Annotated in this window: 21 protein-coding genes; 8 read left to right on the top strand and 13 right to left on the bottom strand. The window is 56.1% G+C overall.

Going from position 1 to position 20,889, the window contains the following annotated elements; all coding sequences use genetic code 11:
* Positions 1–243 precede the first annotated feature (243 nt).
* Complete coding sequence (gmhB, locus tag B3041_RS13635; RefSeq protein WP_292975652.1) at positions 244–804, bottom strand: D-glycero-beta-D-manno-heptose 1,7-bisphosphate 7-phosphatase; 561 nt, start codon at positions 802–804, stop codon at positions 244–246.
* 187 nt (positions 805–991) lie between these two features.
* Between gmhB and metN the strand changes: the two genes are divergently transcribed.
* From metN to proS, 6 genes are all read left to right on the top strand, one after another.
* Entirely contained in the window at positions 992–2,023 is a 1,032-nt protein-coding gene (metN, locus tag B3041_RS13630; protein WP_292975649.1) for a methionine ABC transporter ATP-binding protein MetN, read from the top strand.
* The gene (locus tag B3041_RS13625; protein ID WP_292975647.1) at positions 2,016–2,669 is read left to right on the top strand and encodes a methionine ABC transporter permease MetI; all 654 of its coding nucleotides are present in this window, start codon (positions 2,016–2,018) and stop codon (positions 2,667–2,669) included. Before metN ends, B3041_RS13625 begins: the two co-directional genes overlap by 8 nt.
* 37 nt (positions 2,670–2,706) lie before the next feature.
* Positions 2,707–3,522 carry a MetQ/NlpA family lipoprotein gene (locus tag B3041_RS13620; RefSeq protein WP_292975645.1) on the top strand — a complete coding sequence of 272 codons (816 nt, stop codon included), beginning with the start codon at positions 2,707–2,709 and terminating at the stop codon, positions 3,520–3,522.
* A gap of 127 nt (positions 3,523–3,649) precedes the next feature.
* On the top strand, positions 3,650–4,051 hold the full coding sequence (gene rcsF, locus B3041_RS13615; protein WP_065650070.1) for an Rcs stress response system protein RcsF: 402 nt from the start codon (positions 3,650–3,652) through the stop codon (positions 4,049–4,051).
* Positions 4,048–4,752 (top strand): tRNA (N6-threonylcarbamoyladenosine(37)-N6)-methyltransferase TrmO, encoded by a 705-nt coding sequence (tsaA, locus tag B3041_RS13610; protein WP_292975642.1) that lies wholly within the window; start codon positions 4,048–4,050, stop codon positions 4,750–4,752. Before rcsF ends, tsaA begins: the two co-directional genes overlap by 4 nt.
* An 89-nt stretch (positions 4,753–4,841) precedes the next feature.
* Complete coding sequence (gene proS / locus B3041_RS13605; protein WP_292975639.1) at positions 4,842–6,560, top strand: proline--tRNA ligase; 1,719 nt, start codon at positions 4,842–4,844, stop codon at positions 6,558–6,560.
* Between the two features lie 29 nt (positions 6,561–6,589).
* Here proS and arfB read toward each other — a convergent pair whose 3' ends face one another.
* On the bottom strand, positions 6,590–7,000 hold the full coding sequence (gene arfB, locus B3041_RS13600; RefSeq protein WP_039382771.1) for an alternative ribosome rescue aminoacyl-tRNA hydrolase ArfB: 411 nt from the start codon (positions 6,998–7,000) through the stop codon (positions 6,590–6,592).
* Positions 7,001–7,216: 216 nt separating this feature from the next.
* Between arfB and B3041_RS13595 the strand changes: the two genes are divergently transcribed.
* Both B3041_RS13595 and rof read left to right on the top strand, forming a co-directional pair.
* Positions 7,217–7,417 (top strand): YaeP family protein, encoded by a 201-nt coding sequence (locus B3041_RS13595; protein ID WP_065650073.1) that lies wholly within the window; start codon positions 7,217–7,219, stop codon positions 7,415–7,417.
* The gene (gene rof / locus B3041_RS13590) at positions 7,404–7,667 is read left to right on the top strand and encodes a Rho-binding antiterminator (RefSeq protein WP_039382769.1); all 264 of its coding nucleotides are present in this window, start codon (positions 7,404–7,406) and stop codon (positions 7,665–7,667) included. Before B3041_RS13595 ends, rof begins: the two co-directional genes overlap by 14 nt.
* 35 nt (positions 7,668–7,702) lie before the next feature.
* Here rof and B3041_RS13585 read toward each other — a convergent pair whose 3' ends face one another.
* The 11 genes from B3041_RS13585 to lpxD form a co-directional block, all read right to left on the bottom strand.
* Complete coding sequence (locus B3041_RS13585) at positions 7,703–8,011, bottom strand: c-type cytochrome (RefSeq protein ID WP_292975633.1); 309 nt, start codon at positions 8,009–8,011, stop codon at positions 7,703–7,705.
* Positions 8,008–9,324, bottom strand: coding sequence for a tRNA lysidine(34) synthetase TilS (tilS, locus tag B3041_RS13580; RefSeq protein ID WP_292975630.1), 1,317 nt, complete (start codon positions 9,322–9,324; stop codon positions 8,008–8,010). The genes B3041_RS13585 and tilS overlap by 4 nt, the downstream gene beginning before the upstream one ends.
* A gap of 54 nt (positions 9,325–9,378) precedes the next feature.
* Complete coding sequence (locus B3041_RS13575) at positions 9,379–9,768, bottom strand: VOC family protein (protein WP_065650076.1); 390 nt, start codon at positions 9,766–9,768, stop codon at positions 9,379–9,381.
* Positions 9,769–9,844: 76 nt separating this feature from the next.
* Complete coding sequence (locus B3041_RS13570; protein WP_292975627.1) at positions 9,845–11,995, bottom strand: lysine decarboxylase LdcC; 2,151 nt, start codon at positions 11,993–11,995, stop codon at positions 9,845–9,847.
* A gap of 170 nt (positions 11,996–12,165) precedes the next feature.
* The gene (gene accA / locus B3041_RS13565; RefSeq protein ID WP_065650078.1) at positions 12,166–13,125 is read right to left on the bottom strand and encodes an acetyl-CoA carboxylase carboxyl transferase subunit alpha; all 960 of its coding nucleotides are present in this window, start codon (positions 13,123–13,125) and stop codon (positions 12,166–12,168) included.
* 12 nt (positions 13,126–13,137) lie between these two features.
* A complete protein-coding gene (dnaE, locus tag B3041_RS13560; protein WP_065650079.1) occupies positions 13,138–16,620 on the bottom strand; it encodes a DNA polymerase III subunit alpha in 3,483 nt (1,160 codons plus the stop codon).
* Positions 16,621–16,649: 29 nt separating this feature from the next.
* On the bottom strand, positions 16,650–17,279 hold the full coding sequence (gene rnhB / locus B3041_RS13555) for a ribonuclease HII (RefSeq protein WP_065650080.1): 630 nt from the start codon (positions 17,277–17,279) through the stop codon (positions 16,650–16,652).
* The gene (gene lpxB / locus B3041_RS13550) at positions 17,272–18,420 is read right to left on the bottom strand and encodes a lipid-A-disaccharide synthase (protein ID WP_292975622.1); all 1,149 of its coding nucleotides are present in this window, start codon (positions 18,418–18,420) and stop codon (positions 17,272–17,274) included. Before lpxB ends, rnhB begins: the two co-directional genes overlap by 8 nt.
* 3 nt (positions 18,421–18,423) lie before the next feature.
* On the bottom strand, positions 18,424–19,212 hold the full coding sequence (lpxA, locus tag B3041_RS13545; RefSeq protein ID WP_039382744.1) for an acyl-ACP--UDP-N-acetylglucosamine O-acyltransferase: 789 nt from the start codon (positions 19,210–19,212) through the stop codon (positions 18,424–18,426).
* A gap of 3 nt (positions 19,213–19,215) precedes the next feature.
* Positions 19,216–19,671 (bottom strand): 3-hydroxyacyl-ACP dehydratase FabZ, encoded by a 456-nt coding sequence (gene fabZ, locus B3041_RS13540; protein ID WP_007893924.1) that lies wholly within the window; start codon positions 19,669–19,671, stop codon positions 19,216–19,218.
* A gap of 189 nt (positions 19,672–19,860) precedes the next feature.
* Positions 19,861–20,886, bottom strand: coding sequence for a UDP-3-O-(3-hydroxymyristoyl)glucosamine N-acyltransferase (gene lpxD / locus B3041_RS13535; protein ID WP_039382740.1), 1,026 nt, complete (start codon positions 20,884–20,886; stop codon positions 19,861–19,863).
* Positions 20,887–20,889 lie beyond the last annotated feature (3 nt).

The raw sequence follows: 20,889 nt of genomic DNA, 5'->3' as shown, positions 1-20,889 counted from the left end.
GTGCGTCCAGCGCCTTAAGCGCCTGTCGCGAGGTGGCGTATATTACGCTTTCCTCCTTCGGAGTCAACCACTTTTTTCAGCGTTTTTCTCCGGCGGGGTGAATCACTTCACGTCCTGCTGAATCCGTCTGCGTTGCCGCTTTGCCGTCTCAGTGGTGGCGCATTATAGGGAGTTCTCGCCGGGTGACAAGCACTAATTTCAACTTTTTTATCACCCGGCTAATGTTTGTGCAAAACCGGTTATTTATGCCTGTTTAATGCGCGCCGGCAGCTCTGCCAGGCTATTTAATACCCAATCTGCTGCTGCCTCACCTTCAGCTGTCACCGCCTGGCCGCTGCGCACCAGCACGCGGGTGCCCACGCCAGCGGCCTGCCCTGCCAGCATATCTTCCAGCTTGTCACCTACCATATAAGAAGCGGCCATATCGATGTTCAGTTCCTGCTGTGCAGAGAGCAGCATGCCGGGCTGAGGTTTGCGACAGTCACAGTTCTGACGATAAGCAGGCACGGCGGCATCCGGCAGATGAGGACAATAGTAGATACCATCCAGATCGATATCGCGATCGGCCAGCGACCAGTCCATCCATTCGGTCAGCTGCATAAAGGTATCTTCCGTATACATCCCGCGGGCAATACCCGACTGGTTGGTCACCAGCACCAGCGCATAGCCCATCTTTTTCAGCGCCTGCAGCGCTTCAATGGTGCCTTCTATAAACTGAAAATTGTCGATCTCATGAACATAACCGTGATCAACATTCAAGGTGCCATCACGATCGAGAAAAATAGCCGGAACTGGGTTCGCCACGTAAATACTCCTGCTGCAATTAATAGTGCTAAGTATTGCATGATTGGGCATAGCGAGAGAATGGCAGATTGCATTACGTCGATTGATTTAGACGTCTGGATGCCTTACCATCCATTCAGCTTTCGTCCAGCTTTGCTGCTCGAATATTGATACACCACGGACAACGTCAGACGATAATAATTAACTAATGATTAAACTCGAAAATATCACCAAAGTGTTCCAGCAGGGTTCACGCACAATACAGGCGCTTTCCGGCGTCAGCCTGCATGTGCCGGCGGGACAGATTTATGGCGTCATTGGTTCATCAGGCGCAGGCAAGAGTACGCTGATTCGCTGCGTTAATCTGCTTGAGCGCCCTACTTCCGGTCGCGTGCTGGTTGATGGTCAGGACCTCACTGCACTCTCCTCCGGTCAGCTGACGCTGGCACGCCGTCAGATCGGCATGATTTTTCAGCACTTCAATCTGATGAACTCACGTACGGTGGCAGGCAATGTGGCGCTGCCGCTGGAACTGGGTAACCTGTCACGCGAGCAGATTAAAGCACGCGTCAGCGAGCTGCTGGAACTGGTTGGTCTGAATGATAAGCATGACAGCTGGCCGGCTAACCTCTCTGGCGGGCAAAAGCAGCGTGTGGCTATTGCGCGTGCGCTGGCCAGTAACCCCAAAGTGCTGCTGTGCGACGAAGCCACCAGCGCGCTCGATCCGGCTACCACCCGTTCGATACTGGAGCTGCTGAAAGACATTAACCGCCGTCTCGGCATTACTATTCTGCTTATCACCCATGAGATGGATGTGGTTAAGCGCATCTGCGATCAGGTTGCCGTGATCAGTAATGGTGAACTGATTGAAAAAGACAGCGTCAGCGAAGTCTTTTCTCATCCGAAAACGCCGCTGGCACAACAATTTATTCAGTCGACGCTGCATCTGGATATTCCGGAAGATTATCAGGCGCGCATGCGTGCGCAGCCTGCCACGCAAACTGTGCCGCTGCTGCGCCTGGAATTCACCGGTAAATCTGTTGATGCACCGCTGCTGTCGGAAGCTGCGCGTCGCTTTAATGTAAATAACAACATTATCAGCGCGCAGATGGATTACGCAGGCGGAGTCAAGTTCGGCATCATGCTGGCAGAAATGGATGGCAGTGAAACAGATACGCAGGCCGCAATAAGCTGGCTGAAAGAACATCATGTGAAAGTAGAGGTATTAGGTTATGTCTGAAGCGATGCTGTGGTTACTGACGCGCGGCGTCTGGGAAACGCTGATGATGACCTTTGTCTCTGGCTTCTTCGGTTTTGTTATTGGCTTGCCGGTCGGTGTACTGCTGTATGTTACGCGTCCTGGCCAGATTCTGGCCAACAGGGCGCTTTACCGCATACTCTCTGCTATCGTCAATATCTTCCGGTCAATCCCGTTCATTATATTACTGGTATGGATGATACCGTTTACCCGCGCGATTGTCGGCACCTCTATCGGACTGCAGGCAGCCATTGTCCCGCTGACCGTTGGCGCCGCGCCGTTTATTGCCCGTATGGTTGAAAACACCCTGCTGGAGCTGCCGACTGGCCTGATCGAAGCGTCCCGCGCAATGGGCGCCACGCCGCTGCAGATTGTTCGTAAGGTATTGCTGCCGGAAGCGATGCCGGGCCTGGTTAACGCAGCCACCATCACGCTCATTACGCTGGTTGGCTATTCTGCTATGGGTGGTGCCGTGGGTGCGGGTGGTCTGGGTCAGATTGGCTATCAGTATGGTTATATCGGGTATAACGCTACCGTAATGAATACTGTACTGGTGCTGCTGGTCGTGCTGGTATATCTCATTCAGTTCTGCGGCGATCGCATTGTTCGCGCGGTGTCGCATAAATAAGCCAATAACATCAATACTTCTCTATTAAGGAAAGGATATGTCTTTCACATTTAAAAAGATTGCCGCAGCAGGTGCTCTGATTGGTGCTATTGCTCTGCCCGGATGCGATCAGCAGGCGAAGGATCCCAACCATATCAAGGTGGGCGTGATTGTCGGTGCTGAACAGCAGGTTGCTGAGACTGCCGTTAAAGTGGCTAAAGATAAATATAATCTCGATGTCGAGCTGGTAACGTTCAATGATTACGTTTTACCCAATGAAGCCCTGAGCAAAGGGGACATTGACGTTAACGCTTTCCAGCATAAGCCCTATCTGGATCAGCAGATTAAAGATCGTGGCTATAAACTGGTACCGGTTGGCAACACCTTTGTTTACCCGATTGCCGGCTACTCTAAAAAGATCAAATCGCTGACCGAACTGCAGGATGGTGCGCAGATCGCCATCCCTAACGATCCGACCAACCTGGGCCGTTCTCTGCTGCTGCTGCAGAAAGCGGGCCTGATTAAGCTGAAAGAGGGTGTGGGTCTGCTGCCAACCTCACTGGATATTGTTGAAAACCCGAAGAACCTGAAAATTGTTGAGCTGGAAGCGCCACAGCTGCCGCGCTCACTTGACGATCAGCAGATTGCGCTGGCGGTTATCAACACAACGTATGCCAGCCAGATTGGTCTGACCCCGGCGAAAGATGGCATCTTTGTTGAAGATAAAGATTCTCCATACGTTAACCTGCTGGTAAGCCGTGAAGATAACAAAGACGCGGAGAACGTGAAAAAGTTTGTTGAAGCGTACCAGTCAGACGAAGTCGCTGGGTCCGCAAACAAAATCTTTAACGGCGGTGCGGTTAAAGGCTGGTAAGCCAGCGTATTTATTCCCCTGAGGGCGGCGCTGGCCGCCCTTTCTATTTCTGCATGTGGCTGCTGACTTGTTATTTGCGGGCGTCCTTGTTTCAATAACGCCACTTTTATTACAGGAGGATGTTGCCATGCGTTTTTTACCGCTCTGCCTGTTGGCGTTGATGCTGACCGGGTGCGTTCGTGAATATCACCCGATAAGCAGTGCTCCGGTCCGTCCGCAGCAGTCATCCGCTCAGCCGCAGCGCAAGCCGGCCCCACGCCCGGCCCCGGTGAAAATCTATACCGACGCAACCGATCTGGTCAGCAATCCTTTCCGCGATCTGGGTGAAGTGTCTGGCGAAGATTGCCAGAGCAGCACGCAGGATTCGCCCCCCAACATCAATACCGCACGCAAACGTCTGCAGATTAAAGCGGCAGGCATGAAAGCCAACGCCGTGCTGCTGCACAAGTGTGAAATTGTGACCAGTACACCAGGCTGCTACCGCCAGGCGATCTGCCAGGGCTCAGCGCTGAAAGTTTCCGGTCAATGAGTGAGTTTGCCGTTACGCAGATTGGCGTGATCCGCTCTCCGTGGAAAGAGAAGTTTGCCGTGCCGCGCCAGCCAGGTCTGGTTCAGGATGGCGGCGGCGAACTGCATCTGCAGGCCCCGTATAACCAGCCGGAAGCCGTACGCGGTCTGGAAGCGTTCAGCCATATCTGGATCCTGTTTATGTTTCATCAGACGATGGCGGGTGGCTGGCGCCCCACTGTCCGTCCGCCACGCCTCGGCGGTAACGCGCGTATGGGCGTGTTTGCAACGCGATCAACATTTCGCCCTAACCCGGTGGGTATGTCACTGGTTGAGCTGAAAGGAATTCGCTGTGAGAAGTCGCAGGTTATTCTGCAGCTCGGCAGCCTTGATCTGGTAGATGGCACACCGGTCATTGATATCAAGCCCTACCTGCCGTTTGCCGAGGCGCTGCCCGACGCGCGCGCCGGTTATGCCCAGGCTGCACCTGAAGCAACCATGCCGGTGCGTTTTTCAGCAGTGGCACAGCAGCAGATTCAGCAGCAGGCGCATATGCCTCAGCTGCAGCGTTTTATCACAGACGTTCTGGCTCAGGATCCGCGTCCCGCCTATCGCAAAGGTGAATCGCTGGATCGTGAATATGCCGCCTGGCTACTCGATTTCAACGTGCGCTGGCGCATTGATGAAGCGGGTACTGAGGTCATTGCCGTGGATCCACGCTAAAACAGGCTTTTGAGCGCTCTTTCTCGCTGGTACACTAACGACCAGCAACGATCTGCTCTTCTTCTTCCATATAACTGGAATCATAATTAATGCGTACTACTCAATATCTGCTCTCCACCCTTAAGGAGACGCCTTCCGATGCAGAAGTGATCAGCCATCAGCTGATGCTGCGTGCCGGGATGATCCGTAAACTGGCTTCCGGACTCTATACCTGGCTGCCGACCGGGGTTCGCGTGCTGCGAAAAGTTGAAAACATCGTGCGTGAAGAGATGAACAACGCCGGCGCAGTAGAAATCTCTATGCCGGTCGTTCAGCCGGCCGACCTGTGGGAAGAGAGCGGTCGCTGGGAGCAGTATGGCCCGGAGCTGCTGCGCATTAAAGATCGTCACGAACGTCCGTTTGTGCTGGGTCCGACGCACGAAGAGGTGATTACCGATCTGATCCGCAACGAGCTAAGTTCTTATAAGCAGCTGCCGCTGAATCTGTATCAGATTCAGACCAAGTTCCGCGATGAAGTGCGCCCGCGGTTTGGCGTGATGCGTTCGCGTGAATTCATCATGAAAGACGCATACTCCTTCCATACCTCGCAGGCGTCACTGCAGGAAACCTACGATGCGATGTACCGCGCCTACAGTCAGAGCTTTACCCGCATGGGTCTCGACTTCCGCGCAGTGCAGGCGGATACCGGATCTATCGGCGGCAGCGGCTCACATGAATTCCAGGTACTGGCGCAGAGCGGCGAAGATGATGTCATCTTCTCCAGCGAGTCAGACTACGCTGCGAATATTGAAAAAGCTGAAGCGCTGGCGCCGGCTGGCGAGCGTCCGGCGGCGACACAGCCGATGACGCAGTTTGCCACGCCGCATGCTAAAACCATCGCTGAACTGGTTGAGCAGCATCAGATCCCGGTTGAGAAAACCGTTAAGACGCTGATTGTGAAAGCGAGTGAAGAGAGCGGTCATCAGCTGGTCGCCCTGCTGGTGCGTGGCGATCATGAGCTGAATGAGATCAAAGCTGAACACCTTGATATCGTTGCTTCGCCGCTGGAAATGGGCAATGAAGACGCGATCCGTGCCGTAACAGGCGCAGGCTTTGGCTCTATCGGACCGGTCGGCCTGACTATTCCGGTGATTGCGGACCGTACCGTAGCCAAAATGAGCGACTTCTCAGCCGGTGCTAACATTGATGGCCAGCACTTTGCCGGCATCAACTGGGGCCGCGATCTGCCGGAAGCGCGGGTTGAGGATATTCGCAATGTGGTTGAGGGCGATCCGAGTCCGGATGGTAAAGGCGTGCTGCAGATCAAACGGGGTATCGAGGTGGGTCACATTTTCCAGCTTGGCACCAAATATTCTGATGCAATGAAAGCAGCCGTTCAGGGTGAAGATGGTCGCAACCAGATCATGACCATGGGTTGCTACGGTATCGGTATTACCCGCGTGGTGGCTGCGGCGATTGAGCAGAACCACGATGAGCGCGGCATTATCTGGCCTGCTGCCCTGGCGCCGTTTGAAGTCGCTATTCTGCCAATGAATATGCATAAATCTTTCCGGGTCCAGCAGCTGGCAGAATCGCTTTACAGCGAACTGCGCGCCCGGGGCATTGACGTTATCCTCGACGATCGTAAAGAGCGTCCAGGCGTTATGTTTGCTGATATGGAGCTGATTGGCGTGCCGCACACCATCGTGATTGGCGATCGCAATCTGGATAATGAAGAGGTTGAGTACAAGTCCCGCTCCGCAAGCGAGAAGCAGATGATCAAACAGCATGAGATCGTCAGCTTCCTGGCAAGCGCACTGAATAAGTAAGGGCAAACGCCTCCTGCGGGAGGCGTTTTTTATCGCACTTTGCCGCGCATCGCTTTTACGCTGCTGCGCCGTGATTTCCCCTCCAGCCGCCGCTCTTTTGACGCGCGCGTGGGCCGCGTCGCGCGGCGCGCTTTTTCCACTGTGGTTAACTCGCGGATCAGATTGATCAGACGCTGCAGCGCGGCCTCACGATTCATCTCCTGACTGCGATACTCCTGCGCTTTAATAATGACCACGCCTTCTGCCGTGATCAGATGATGACTGGCAGCAAGCAGCCGGGTTTTATAAAACTCCGGCAGCGATGAGGCACGGACATCAAACCGCAGGTGAATGGCCGTCGAGGTTTTATTTACGTGTTGTCCCCCCGCCCCCTGGGCGCGGATAGCCGTCAGCTCTATTTCACTCTCCGGGATCTCAACCGTTCGTGACAGCATAATCATCTGCCACCTGCCGGTGCAGGTGACGTTCTGTACTGAATTTTCCTGTTCATCAACTTAACCTTTTGTGCGCCAGCCAGAGTCCGGCAGGCCGTGCCGGCCGCTGTTCTGCCGCTTTTCTTTATGTGTTTCCCCGCTTACCCCGGCTGATTTCCTGGAAACCCCTGTGTTATAGTCGCCAGGCAACCAGGGTATTTATGCTCTGCTGAGGAGGTGCATGTGCAAACGTATTGTGAGTTAGTTCGCCAGAAATATGCTGAAATCGGCAGCGGTGAGCTGGGATATGTGCCCGATGCGCTGATGTGCGCGCTGAAGGCACTCAATGATATTGCCGCTAATTCCGCGCTAAACTCTTCTGTCAGGGATCAGGCAGCCTATGCTGCTGCAAACTTATTGGTGAGCGACTATGTTGACAAATGAAGCTTATAAACCCATCAACTGCGATGACTACGACAACCTGGAACTCGCCTGTACCCGACACTGGATGCTGTCACTGCAGCTGAAAAATGGCGACCAGCTGAAGGCGAAAGCGCGGGATATGGTCTCGCGCAAAAACGTTGAGTATCTTGCGGTTGACCTCTCTGGTGAAACCCGCGAGCTGCGCCTCGATCACATTGCCAGCTTCAGCCATCCTGAACTCGGTACCGTGGTAGTCAGCGAAGACGAGTAGTCTCGTGGCGGGCGGCCCCTCTCCGCCCGCGCTTCTTACGGCTTAAGGCCGCTGTAGTAAGCCGCTATATCCTCAATATCGTTATCGCTCAGTCCCGCCACAAACGCTTTCATCACTTCTGCCTGACCGCCGCTGCGCTCACCTTTTTGATAAGCGCGCAGCGCATGCGCCAGATAGGGCGCCTGCTGCCCGGCCAGATGAGGATAGAGCGGCACCGCGCTTTTACCCTCTGCGCCGTGACACGCCATACAGCGGGCCACTTTCTCCGCACCCGCGGCCGCATCCCCTTTAGCCCAGAGCGGCAGCGCGACAAAACATAGCACAGCCGTCAGCCAGTGCCTCATGATACCGTCTCCCCGTCAGGCTGATGCCAGATCGCCTGCCAGCCCCGATCGCTGCAGGCAGCGCCTTCATGGGTAACAAACAGACCCGGCGCACTAATCAGCGTATGGTCATAGTAGATCAATGGAATACGTTCCCGCTGCCAGGGCGGGATCGCCAGCTCCTGCCACAGTTTTTTCATTTCGCGCCCGCCCGCCCGTCCCAGCAGATGATAGTAGCCACGCGCCTGAAAGCGAACGTGGACCGTTTCATCCGCCGCGGGCAGGCGCAGCTCCGCGCGTGAGAAGTCAGCCCGCAGCTGACCCAGTCCGGCAGGCAGCAACAGCGGTCGGGTCAGCTGCGGCCAGCAGCACATCTGATCGCGCAGCGACGGCTGTGGCGGTAACCAGTAAAGCGCGTCGCGATAACGGCGCAGCGTAAATTGTCCCAGCTGCAGCGCCGGCTGTGCATCAGCCCGGCTCGCAATAACCTCGGTATACATACGCTGCAGCGCCGCACGCGATGGCATCGCCCCGCCCTGCCCGGCGATCCAGCGCCGCAGCAGCGCATTACGCCGCGCGTCGCTCATGGTCTGCAGCGGCGGAAAATGCAGTGCACCCTGTGGGGTGATCAGCTGGCTCAGCTCCTGCTGCAGCAGCTCATCCAGCAGCTGCTCCTGCTCTGCACAGAGCGCGGCGCTGCGGGCGCTGGCAGCGCTGAAGTGCGGCCAGCGCTGATGCAGCAGTGGCAGAATCTGCTGACGCAAAAAGTTACGGTCGTAGCGGCTGTCGTGATTACTCTCATCCTCGATCCAGCTGAGCTGGTGCGCAGTCGCCCACTGCTCCAGCTGCTCACGGCTGAGGCTGAGCAGCGGACGCAGATGTTCATGCTCTCCCGCGGTACGCCGCGGTGGCATCGCCGCCAGGCCGGCCGGGCCGCTGCCGCGCTTGAGCGCCAGCAGCAGCGTTTCGCACTGATCGTCCAGATGCTGCGCGGTAAGCAGCTGTTCACCTGGCAGCAGCCGGGCGAACAGCGCCCGATAGCGCTCTCTGCGCGCTGACGCTTCCACGCCGCCCGCCCGGGCATCGACCGTCACCGGTAACACATCACAGCTTATATCCCAGCGCTGACACTGCTGCTGGCAGTGTGCGGCCCACCGGTCGGCGTGCGGACTCAGTCCGTGATGCACGTGCAGCGCCCGCACGCTCAGCTGCGGATGCTGCTGCTGCCAGCAGACCAGCTGATGCAGCAGTACGGTGGAATCCAGCCCGCCGCTGAATGCCACCACATAGCGGCCAGCCGGATTCAGCAGCGCAGCAAGGTGGGAAAAAGACATAGTGCCGTTCCATCTGATGATGCCGCCTGATTGCGGCATCCTGCGGCGGCTATTTTACGCCTGGTAGAGCTCCAGCGGCAAACCATCCGGGTCAGTAAAAAAGGTGCAGGCTTTACCGGTCAGCGCATCGATACGCACGGGTTCGCAGGTCACGCCTTTCTCTGCCAGTGCCGCAACGGACTGCGCGACATCCTCTACGCAAAATGCCAGGTGGCGCAGGCCGCAGGCTTCAGGTGCGGTCACGCGCGGCGGCGGTGAGGGGAATGAGAATAGCTCGATGGTATAAACACCGTGCAGGCCGAGATCGCCTTTCCACGAATCGCGTTCAGCGCGGTAGTATTCACCCAGCAGGGAAAAGCCCAGCACATCGCAGTAGAACGCTTTGCTGCGCGGGTAGTCAGTGGCAATAATCGCAATGTGATGAATCTGTTTGATCTGCAGCATAGCGGCTCCGGAAAAATTTCTGAGCCGCCAAGCCTACGTGCCGGACGCCAGTGTGAACAGAGGCATTTATCCGAAGTTATGGCTGCGATACGTCACGCAGCACCCGCACCAGATAACGCCCATCCTCTGTCAGCGTGGCACCGTGAATATCCGTTTCAAAACCCGGGTAGTGCCGCCCGATGGTGCAGAGCATCAGCAGAAAGTCGAGCACGGCCCGGCTCTGCCCGGTAATCATCTCTCCCGGCATCACCAGCGGCACGCCCGGCGGATAGGGCAGGATCATGTTGGCGGAGATGCGCCCCACCAGCTCGCGGATATCCACGGTTTCAACCTCGCCTTTCACCTGATGCTGGAATGCCTGATGCGGCGTCATCTTCATTTCAGGCAGCACATCAAAGGCCTTCAGCATCAGCCGCGGCAGATCGTGCTGCAGGATCAGCTGATGGATCCCCTGCGCCAGCGTCTGGATCCGCATATTGCGATAGAAATCGGGATCTTCCGCATAGAGATCGGGCAGCATATTTTTCACGCGCAGATTGAGATCGTAGGCGCGCTTAAATTCGGTCAGGCCGCGCAGCAGGCTCATGGCGCGGGTTTTGTCGATCCCGATACTGAACAGAAACAGAAGATTGTAAGGCCCGGTTTTCTCTACCACCACACCGCGCTGATCGAGAAATTTCGCCACCAGCGCCGCCGGGATCCCCTCTTCCGCCATCGCGCCCAGTTCGCTCATACCCGGTGTCAGGATCGTGACTTTAATGGGATCGAGATACATATGATCGCGATCGGCCTGCTGAAAGCCGTGCCACGCCTCTTCCCCCGGCTGAATCGGCCAGCATTCTGCCTCATCCACCTGCTCTGGCTGCCAGATATCAAAGAACCAGCCGTCTGACTCTTCACGCAGCCGCTGGATCTCGCGCCGGAAGTGCAGCGCGCGCTCAACCGAACGGTTGATTAACCGCTTGCCCGGATTACCGCGCAGCATCGCCGCAGCGGTTTCGATGGATGACACAATGCCGTAGCTCGGCGAGGTCGTGGTGTGCATCATATAAGCTTCGTTGAACGTATCGTGGTCGTAGTCGCCTTTGATATGAATCAGCGAGGCCTGTGAAAACGCGGCCAGCAGCTTATGGGTGGATTGGGTTTCATAGATCACTTTGCCCGGGATACGTTCCCCGCTCATCCCGCTTTTTCCGCTGTAGATGGGGTGGAAGTTGGTATAGGGCACCCAGGCAGAATCAAAGTGGATCGAAGGCACGTCCAGCGTCTGCTTGATATATTCGGTGTTATAGAGCAGTCCGTCATACGTTGAATTGGTGATCACCGCATGGACCGGCCAGCTGGCGCGCGGCGTGTTATCCACTTTATTCTGAATACTGTCCTGGGTAAATTCACGCTGCGGAATGCCGCCCAGAATACCCAGCGCATTGCGGGTCGGCTTGAGCCAGACAGGCACGATATCGCTCATCATCAGCAGATGGGTCAGCGATTTGTGACAGTTGCGGTCTATGAGCACCGTACTGCCTGCCGGGGCGGCATACATACCGACGATTTTATTTGAGGTTGAGGTGCCGTTAGTCACCATATAGCTCTGCTCTGCCCCAAAGGTGCGGGCGATATACTCTTCGGCGTCGAGGTGCGGCCCGGTATGGTCGAGCAGCGAACCCAGTTCAGTAACAGAGATAGAGACGTCGGCTTTGAGCGTGTTGGCACCGAAAAAGTCATAAAACAGACTGCCGACCGGGCTTTTCTGGAAAGCGGTGCCGCCCATATGGCCTGGCGTGCAGAAGGTGTACTTGCCCTCTTTGACATACGTAAACAGCGCTTTGGTCAGCGGGGGTAAAATTTTATCGATGTACTCATCGGTGTACTGACGGATATGCAGTGCGATGTCATCCGCGGTGCTCAGCGCATATTCAAAAAACTGCAGCGCCATCCGCATTTCATTAACGCTGACATCCATCTGCGAATGGGTGTTGATAAAGGCGTAGAGCGGCAGTGATTCATTGAGCTGGTTGATGTCGCTGCAGAGCGCCATGCTGTATTCGTCCCAGTCAAATACGACGCCGCACACGCGCGGGTTGTGCTCAATCAGCTTCAGCAGGTCGCTGGCATTGCTGGGATAGACGGTGTGGAAGCCCTGCAGTTTCAGCGCGGCATCCAGTTCGCGGATCGGTTCATCTTTATAGAACGCGCCGTGCGGTCCCATGATCGCAATAATGTTCAATGCTCACCTCCTGTGGTCTTGTGGCACAGAGTAAGGATAGCGAAAAGTGACCGGAGAATGTTCCGGAATCGATGGGCAGACAGCGTGACCGCAAGCGGTACGCCGCCAGCAGGAAAATTCAGGTATAAAAAAAGCGGACCGGAGTCCGCTTTTTTGCTGCAGTGCTTACCTTACGCGTAACCGTAGTTCATCAGGCGCTGGTAGCGGCGATCGAGCAGCTCTTCCGTGCTCAGCCCGTCGAGATCGGCCAGATCGGCCAGCAGCTGCTGCTTCAGAGAAGCGGCCATATCGACCGGACGACGATGTGCGCCACCCAGCGGTTCAGGAACGATGGAATCAATCAGCTTCAGCTCTTGCAGACGCTCAGCAGTGATGCCCATCGCCTCTGCCGCCAGCGGCGCTTTGTCTGCGCTTTTCCACAGAATTGACGCACAGCCTTCCGGTGAGATCACCGAGTAGGTGCTGTACTGCAGCATGTTCACTTTGTCACCCACGCCAATCGCGAGTGCGCCACCGGAGCCGCCCTCACCAATCACGGTGCAGATCACCGGAATTTTCAGACCAGACATCTCACGCAGGTTACGGGCAATCGCTTCAGACTGACCGCGCTCTTCAGCGCCCACGCCCGGATAAGCACCCGGCGTGTCGATAAAGGTGATAAGTGGCATCTTAAAACGCTCTGCCATCTCCATCAGACGCAGCGCTTTACGATAGCCTTCTGGTGCAGGCATACCGAAATTACGGCGAATTTTCTCTTTGGTTTCACGCCCTTTCTGATGACCAATGATCATCACCGGACGACCATCCAGACGCGCGATACCGCCGACAATCGCTTTGTCGTCTGCATAGGCGCGATCGCCTGCCAGCTCGTCAAAGTCGTCAAACGCGTTGCGCACGTAGTCCAGCGTATAAGGACGCAGCGGATGACGCGCCAGCTGCGCGACCTGCCATGCACCCAAATCGGAGAAGATTTTACGGGTCAGTTCAACGCTTTTCTCGCGAAGGCGCTGAATCTCTTCATCCAGATTAATATCATGTTTCTCATCTGAACGGCCAATCGATTTCAGCGAATCGATCTTCGCTTCGAGTTCAGCGATCGGCTGTTCAAAATCCAGGTAATTAAGACTCATAATGTTCCTGTTTTAGTCAAACTCCAGTTCCACCTGCTCCGATCCTACTAACGACCGCAAATCGTTGAGTAAACGATCGCTGGGCGAAATACGCCACGCTGCACCAAAGCGCAGCTTCGCCCGCGCATCTGCTCTCTGATAATAGAGATGTACCGGAATGGTCCCGGAACGATGAGGTTCCAGAGACTGGCGGAGACGGTTTAAAAGCTGGTCATCAATTTGCCTGTCCGTCAGCGAGATAGCAAGTCCGCGCGCATATTTTTCCCGCGCTTCATCAATATCCATCACTTCCCTAGCGGTCATTTTAAGCCCGCCGCTGAAGTCATCAAAGCTGACCTGTCCGCTGACGATCAGGATACGGTCTTTCTCCAGCAGCTGCTGGTACTTATCTAACGCATCGGTAAATAGCATGACCTCCAGACGACCGGAACGATCGTCCAGAGTACAGATACCAATTCGGTTGCCGCGCTTGGTCACCATGACACGGGCGGCAATCACCAGCCCCGCAGCGATGGTCACCTTGCCACGTTCAGTCGGATGCATATCTTTCAGCCGCATCCCGCCGACGTAGCGCTCGATCTCTTTCAGATACTGATTAATCGGGTGCCCGGTGAGATAGAGCCCCAGCGTTTCACGTTCGCCATCCAGCTGCACCTGCTCTGGCCACGGCGTAATTGACGCATACGATTTCTCAACCTGCTCCGGCTCTTCCGCCAGCACGCCAAACATATCCGCCTGCCCAATCGCTTCTGCTTTCGCATGCTGGTCAGCGGCTTTCAGGGCATCGCCCAGGGCGCTCATCAGCGCCGCGCGATGGGGCCCGAGCCGGTCAAACGCGCCGGACATGATGAGCTTTTCCATCACCCGGCGATTGATTTTGCGCGTATCGGTACGGGCGCAGAGATCGAACAGCTCTTTAAAATAGCCGCCCTGATTACGCGCTTCCAGAATCGCTTCGATCGGGCCTTCACCGACGCCTTTAATCGCGCCAATGCCGTAGACAATTTCACCTTCGTCGTTGACGTGGAACGGATAGAGGCCGGCATTGATATCAGGCGGCAATACTTTCAGCCCCATGCGCCAGCACTCATCCACCAGCCCGACCACTTTCTCGGTGTTATCCATATCGGCGGTCATCACCGCAGCCATAAACTCAGCCGGATAGTGCGCTTTCAGCCACAGCGTCTGGTAGGAGACCAGCGCATAGGCTGCGGAGTGTGATTTGTTGAAGCCGTAGCCGGCGAACTTCTCTACCAGGTCGAAGATTTTCATCGACAGTTCGCCGTTGATGCCCATGCTCTCAGCGCCATCTTTAAACACTGAGCGCTGCTTCGCCATCTCTTCTGGTTTCTTTTTACCCATCGCACGACGCAGCATGTCGGCGCCGCCGAGCGTATACCCCGCCAGCACCTGGGCGATCTGCATCACCTGTTCCTGGTAGAGAATGATGCCGTAAGTAGGCTCCAGTACCGGCTTCAGACTCTCATGCTGCCACTGGATGTCGGGATAGGAGAGCTCTTCACGGCCATGCTTACGGTCAATGAAGTTATCCACCATGCCGGACTGCAGCGGGCCGGGACGAAACAGCGCCACCAGGGCGATCATATCTTCAAAGCAGTCAGGCTTCAGGCGCTTGATCAGATCTTTCATGCCGCGCGATTCAAGCTGGAATACCGCCGTCGTCTCTGAGCGCTGCAGCATATCGAAGCTTTTTTTGTCATCCAGCGGAATCGCCGCAATGTCGATCGGCGGCAGCCCCTGCTTTTCACGGCGCGGGTTGATCATCTTCAGCGCCCAGTCGATGATGGTCAGCGTACGCAGGCCGAGGAAGTCAAACTTCACCAGCCCGGCATACTCCACATCATTTTTATCAAACTGGGTGACAGGGAACTGCCCGTTTTCGTCGCAGTAAAGCGGGGCAAAATCGGTGATTTTAGTCGGCGCAATAACCACGCCGCCGGCGTGCTTACCGGCGTTTCGTGTGACACCTTCCAGCTTGCGCGCCATGTCGATCAGCGCCCTGACCTCTTCATCAGCATCATAGATCTCAGGCAGCTGCGGCTCAGCCTGAAACGCTTTTTCCAGCGTCATGCCCGGATCGGGCGGCACCAGCTTGGAGATGCGATCGACAAAGCCATAGGGATGGCCCAGCACGCGCCCCACATCCCGGATCACCGCTTTCGCCGCCATGGTCCCGAAGGTGATGATCTGCGAAACCGCTTCCCGGCCATACATCTCGGCGACGTGATCGATCACCTGATCGCGCTTCTCCATGCAGAAGTCGACGTCAAAGTCAGGCATAGAGACACGTTCCGGATTCAGGAAGCGTTCAAACAGCAGGTCAAATTCCAGCGGATCGAGATCGGTGATCTTCAGCGCGTAGGCCACCAGCGAGCCGGCACCGGAACCGCGCCCCGGCCCGACCGGGATCCCGTTATCCTTTGACCACTGGATAAACTCCATCACGATCAGGAAGTAGCCCGGGAAGCCCATCTGGTTGATAACGTTAAGCTCAATCTCCAGACGCTCATCATACGCCGGACGCTTCTGCGCACGCAGCGCCGCATCCGGAAAAAGAAACGCGAGGCGCTCTTCAAGTCCTTCGCGTGATTTCACCACCAGAAACTCTTCGGTGGTCATCTCACCGGTCGGGAACTGCGGCAGAAAATATTCGCCGAGGCGGACGGTAACGTTACAGCGCTTAGCAATCTCTACGCTGTTTTCCAGCGCCTCCGGGATGTCCGAAAACAGCTCGCACATCTCCTCTTCACTGCGCATATATTGCTGAGGACTGTAGTGGCGCGGGCGTTTCGGATCGTCCAGCGTATAGCCGTCGTGGATCGCTACGCGGATTTCATGCGCATCGAAGTCCTCTTCATTGATGAAGCAGACTTCATTGGTTGCGACCACCGGTATCCCTTCCGCTATCGCCAGCTCAACGGCCGCATGCAGATAGCTCTCCTCATCGGCACGTCCGGTGCGGAGCAGTTCAAGATAGTAACGGTCGGGAAAGTGCTGCTGGTAAAAGCTCAGACACTGCGCCACCAGCGCGTTGTTGCCGCGCAGCAGGCTGCGCCCGACATCGCCGCGTCGTCCGCCTGACAGTACAATCAGCCCTTCGCCCAGCTCAATCAGCCAGTCGCGATCGAGGATAGGACCGGCAATGCCGTAGCCGCGCTGATAGGCGCGCGAAATCAGCAGCGTCAGATTCTGATAGCCGGTGTTATTCGCCGCCAGCAGCGTAAGCTGCGTAAGCTCATCGCCCATCAGCTCGCTGGCGACCTGAAAATCAGCGCCGATAATCGGTTTAACGCCGGCACCGTGGGCGCTGCCATAAAAGCGTACCAGCCCGCAAAGGTTGGTGTAGTCCGTGATCGCAATGGCCGGCATACCCAGCGCCGCGGCTTTTTTCACCAGCGGGCCGGTTTTCGCCAGGCCATCGACCATGGAGTAGTCGCTGTGCACGCGCAGATGTATAAAACGAGGTTCAGCCATATCGGTTTCCGGTTAAAACAGCGTCAGGCTTAATAAAGCGGCGCAGGTTGTACTGAGGCCTGCAGTTCAGCATCCAGCAACGCGTTGCGCACCGGCGCAAAACTGCGACGATGATGCGGCGTGGCACCAAACTGTTTGAGTTTCGCCATATGCAGCGCGGTAGGATAACCTTTGTGCTGCGCAAAGCCATATTGCGGAAAGAGGTGATCGAGCTCAGCCATTTCGCGATCGCGCGTCACTTTGGCAATGATCGATGCGGCGCTGATTTCCTGCACCAGACTGTCACCTTTGATCACCGCCTGCGCGGGCATCGCCAGTGCCGGACAGCGGTTGCCATCAATCAGCACAAAATCGGGCGTCAGGTGCAGTCCTGCTACTGCGCGCTGCATCGCCAGCAGGGTGGCATGCAGAATATTAAGCTGGTCGATCTCTTCTGGCTCAGCGCGGCCAAGGCTCCACGCCAGCGCCTTTTCGGTAATTTCATCATACAGCGCCAGACGGCGTTTTTCCGACAGCTTTTTTGAATCGGCCAGGCCGGCAATCGGGTTCGCAGGATCGAGGATCACCGCCGCCGTTACCACGGCACCGACCAGCGGACCGCGTCCTACTTCGTCCACGCCCGCAATACGCTGCGCATCAGGATAGATAAATTCAGCCATGGGCGATCTCCAGTACCGCATCCGCCGCCTGCTCATCGGCGTTCCAGCGGATCTGCTGATGCAGCTGAGTAAAGGTTTCCAGCAGCGCATTGCGCTCGGCACCGGCATGCAGCAGCGGCTCCAGCGCGGCGGCCAGCGTCTGCGGCTGGCACTCATCCTGCAGCAGCTCTTTAACCAGCTCACGACCCGCCAGCAGATTAGGCAGCGAGACATAAGGTGTTTTAACCAGGCGCTTTGCCAGCCAGAACGTGAAGGGTTTCATACGATACCCCACGACCATCGGGCACTTTGCCAGCATACACTCCAGCGCCGCCGTGCCGGACGCCAGAATAGCCGCATCGCTGGCGATCATCGCCTGACGCCCTTTGCCATCCAGCAGGTGTATGGGCAGCTCAGGCGCAACCTCTGCTTTAATCTGTTCAAACTGTGCCCGCCGCTTTGCGTTAACCAGCGGAACCACAATTTCCAGCGCCGGGTAGCGCTGACGCAGCAGCTGCGCCGCACGCAGAAAATCAGCGCTCAGCATCTCAACTTCTGCTCCACGGCTGCCGGGCAGTAAACCCAGGCAGATCGCGTCGTCTGCAATACCCAGCTCGCGACGTGCCGCCTGCTTGTCAGGCTGAAGCGGCATCGCATCGGCCATGGTATGGCCGATAAAACGGCACGGCACGTTAAAGCGATCGTAGAATGCTTTCTCGAATGGCAGAAACGCCAGCACCATATCGGTGTTGCGGCCAATCTTAAAGACACGTTTCTGACGCCATGCCCAGACGGAAGGGCTGACGTAGTGCACGGTACGAATACCGGCACGCTTCAGGTTGCCTTCCAGCGTGATGTTAAAGTCCGGCGCATCAATGCCCACAAACACGTCAGGACGAAGCGCGGTGAAGCGCTGCGTCAGGTCTTTGCGGATGGTCAGCAGGCGCCGCAGACGGCCCAGCACTTCGACAATGCCCATGACCGCCAGCTCTTCCATCTCATACCAGGCTTCGCAGCCTTCTGCCTGCATCAGCGGGCCCGCCACGCCAACAAAGCGTGCATCAGGATGACGCGCTTTGAGCGCGCGGATCAGACCGGCACCAAGAATATCGCCGGAGGTTTCTCCGGCGACCAGGGCAATCGTTAAGGGACGCACTGACATGAATTAACGAATCAATCCACGGGTTGAACGGGCGAAGAAATCAAAGAACGGCTGGACTTCGCTGTGCTGCTGCGCCAGCGCCTCAATTTCAGGCTTTACCTCATCCAGCGTTTTACCGCTGCGATAGAGCAGCTTGTAAGCGTTGCGAATGGCATGCAGCGCCTCTTTGCTGAAGCCCCGACGCTTGAGACCTTCAATATTGACGCCAAACGGCGTGGCGTGGTTGCCCTGCGCAATAATGTATGGCGGTATATCCTGCGCCACGCCGGAACAACCGCCAACCATAACGTGAGCGCCGATAGTGCACCACTGATGCACAGCCGTCACGCCGCCGATGATCGCAAAATCATCAACGGTAACATGGCCGCCCAGCGTCACGTTGTTCGCCAGAATACAGCGGCTGCCAATTACGCAGTCGTGTGCAATGTGCGCATTCACCATCAGCAGGTTGTCGCTGCCAACTTTAGTCAGTCCGCCACCCTGCGTGGTGCCGCGATGAATGGTCACGCTCTCGCGGATCCGGTTGCGATCGCCAATTTCGGTGCGGGTAGGCTCACCCGCATATTTCAGATCCTGGTTTACCTCTCCAATAGAGACAAACTGATAGATCTGGTTCTCTTCGCCGATACGCGTATGGCCATTAACCACAACATGTGATTTCAGCACCGTACCAGCGCCAATTTCCACATCAGCACCCACGATACAGAATGGGCCGATATGAACATTTGCACCCAGTACAGCACCCTCTTCAACGATGGCGGTCGGATGGATGGTGGCGGTTGAATCAATCACTAATTATGCCTCCCGGCTACGGGCACACATCATGGTCGCTTCACAGACAATTTTACCATCCACTGTAGCAACGCCTTTAAAACGTGTCAGACCACGACGGGTTTTTTCGAAGGTGACTTCCATGATCATCTGGTCGCCTGGTACTACCGGACGCTTGAAGCGGGCTTCATCGATACCGGCGAAATAGTAGAGCTCGCCAGGTTCCAGCTTGCCGACGCTTTTAAACGCCAGAATACCGGTTGCCTGCGCCATCGCTTCTAAAATCAGAACGCCTGGGAAAATCGGTTTACCAGGGAAATGCCCCTGGAAAAACGGTTCATTAACAGAAACGTTCTTTACCGCACGCAGATATTTGTGCTCTTCAAAATCCAGCACGCGATCCACCAGCAAAAACGGATAGCGGTGCGGCAGCAGTTCTAAAATCTCTTCGATTTTCAGAGTATGCGTTTCAGTAGTCAAAATACTCTTCCTGTCCTAAAAAATCTGATGGCAACAATAACACGGCCTGCACCGATCAAAATGATCTTTCGCAGGCCGCAAATCAGTTCGGTGGCGTACGCTTCCCTGCGCTACCTGCCGCCCTCTGCAAAACTGAAGGGCAAAAGCAGGCAGGCTGCATTGTTATGAAAGCGGGTCGCGCGGATGTGCTTAGCTGTTTTTATCAACTTTGCGTTCGATGGCTTTCAGGCGTTTGCTTATGTCATCGATATTCATCACCAGCGCTGCCGTTTTACGCCAGGCTTTGTTCGGTTGCAGTGGGATCCCTGAGGAGTAAACGCCCGGTTCTGTGATGGGACGCATTACCATGCCCATACCGGTTACGGTTACTTTGTCGCAGATCTCCATATGGCCGTTAATGACGCTGGCGCCGCCAATCATACAGTAACGTCCAATCTTCAGGCTACCGGCCATGATCACACCACCCGCAACGGCTGTATTGTCGCCAATTACAACGTTGTGGGCAATCTGACACTGGTTGTCTATGATAACACCATTGCCGATCAGAGTGTTATCCAGCGCACCGCGATCGATGGTAGTGCAGGCACCAATCTCTGTCCGGTCACCGATGATAACCGTACCAAGCTGAGGGATTTTTACCCAGTTACCACGATCGTTAGCATACCCGAAACCATCCGCGCCAATGACAGTGCCTGACTGAATCAGACAATCCTGACCGATCTGAATCTCATGATAAATCGTCACGTTGGCCCAGAGACGCGTGCCGCTGCCAATCCGGCTCTTTTTCCCGACAAAGCAGCCAGCGCCAATCACGACGTTATCACCCAGCTCAACGCCAGACTCAATAACCGCGTTCGCGCCTACCGAAACATTCTGTCCCAGCGAGGCGGAAGGATCGATCACCGCGCTGGGCGCGATATTCTGCGCGGGCTGCGGCGTGGTGTCCAGCAGTTGTGCCATGCGGGCATAGGTAAGATAAGGGTTTTTCACTACCAGGGCGGCAGTATTGCACCATTCCAGATCCGCTTCCGTCAGCACCACGGCTGACGCCTGAACGCTGGCGAGCTGCTCGCGGTAGCGGCTGTTGGCAAGAAAAGTGATTTGACCAGGGGTGGCGGATTGCATAGAAGCAATGCCGGAGATGACGATATCGCCATCTCCGTGCAATTCTGCATCCAACTGCTGGGCTAAATCAGCCAGTCGAATTGATGACATCAA

It is taken from the genome of Pantoea sp. UBA4549 (genome assembly GCF_002387285.1).
GTDB classification, from domain to species: Bacteria; Pseudomonadota; Gammaproteobacteria; order Enterobacterales; family Enterobacteriaceae; genus Pantoea; species Pantoea borealis.
This window is presented reverse-complemented; position numbering and strand designations above follow the sequence as displayed.

Bases quoted from the DNA above. Each gene is read 5' to 3' on its own strand.
- metN (WP_292975649.1), top strand. From the start codon at position 992: ATGATTAAACTCGAAAATATCACCAAAGTGTTCCAGCAGGGTTCACGC.
- B3041_RS13625 (WP_292975647.1), top strand. From the start codon at position 2,016: ATGTCTGAAGCGATGCTGTGGTTACTGACGCGCGGCGTCTGGGAAACG.
- B3041_RS13620 (WP_292975645.1), top strand. From the start codon at position 2,707: ATGTCTTTCACATTTAAAAAGATTGCCGCAGCAGGTGCTCTGATTGGT.
- rcsF (WP_065650070.1), top strand. From the start codon at position 3,650: ATGCGTTTTTTACCGCTCTGCCTGTTGGCGTTGATGCTGACCGGGTGC.
- tsaA (WP_292975642.1), top strand. From the start codon at position 4,048: ATGAGTGAGTTTGCCGTTACGCAGATTGGCGTGATCCGCTCTCCGTGG.
- proS (WP_292975639.1), top strand. From the start codon at position 4,842: ATGCGTACTACTCAATATCTGCTCTCCACCCTTAAGGAGACGCCTTCC.
- arfB (WP_039382771.1), bottom strand. From the start codon at position 7,000: ATGATTATGCTGTCACGAACGGTTGAGATCCCGGAGAGTGAAATAGAG.
- rof (WP_039382769.1), top strand. From the start codon at position 7,404: ATGTTGACAAATGAAGCTTATAAACCCATCAACTGCGATGACTACGAC.
- B3041_RS13585 (WP_292975633.1), bottom strand. From the start codon at position 8,011: ATGAGGCACTGGCTGACGGCTGTGCTATGTTTTGTCGCGCTGCCGCTC.
- tilS (WP_292975630.1), bottom strand. From the start codon at position 9,324: ATGTCTTTTTCCCACCTTGCTGCGCTGCTGAATCCGGCTGGCCGCTAT.
- B3041_RS13575 (WP_065650076.1), bottom strand. From the start codon at position 9,768: ATGCTGCAGATCAAACAGATTCATCACATTGCGATTATTGCCACTGAC.
- accA (WP_065650078.1), bottom strand. From the start codon at position 13,125: ATGAGTCTTAATTACCTGGATTTTGAACAGCCGATCGCTGAACTCGAA.
- dnaE (WP_065650079.1), bottom strand. From the start codon at position 16,620: ATGGCTGAACCTCGTTTTATACATCTGCGCGTGCACAGCGACTACTCC.
- rnhB (WP_065650080.1), bottom strand. From the start codon at position 17,279: ATGGCTGAATTTATCTATCCTGATGCGCAGCGTATTGCGGGCGTGGAC.
- lpxB (WP_292975622.1), bottom strand. From the start codon at position 18,420: ATGTCAGTGCGTCCCTTAACGATTGCCCTGGTCGCCGGAGAAACCTCC.
- lpxD (WP_039382740.1), bottom strand. From the start codon at position 20,886: ATGTCATCAATTCGACTGGCTGATTTAGCCCAGCAGTTGGATGCAGAA.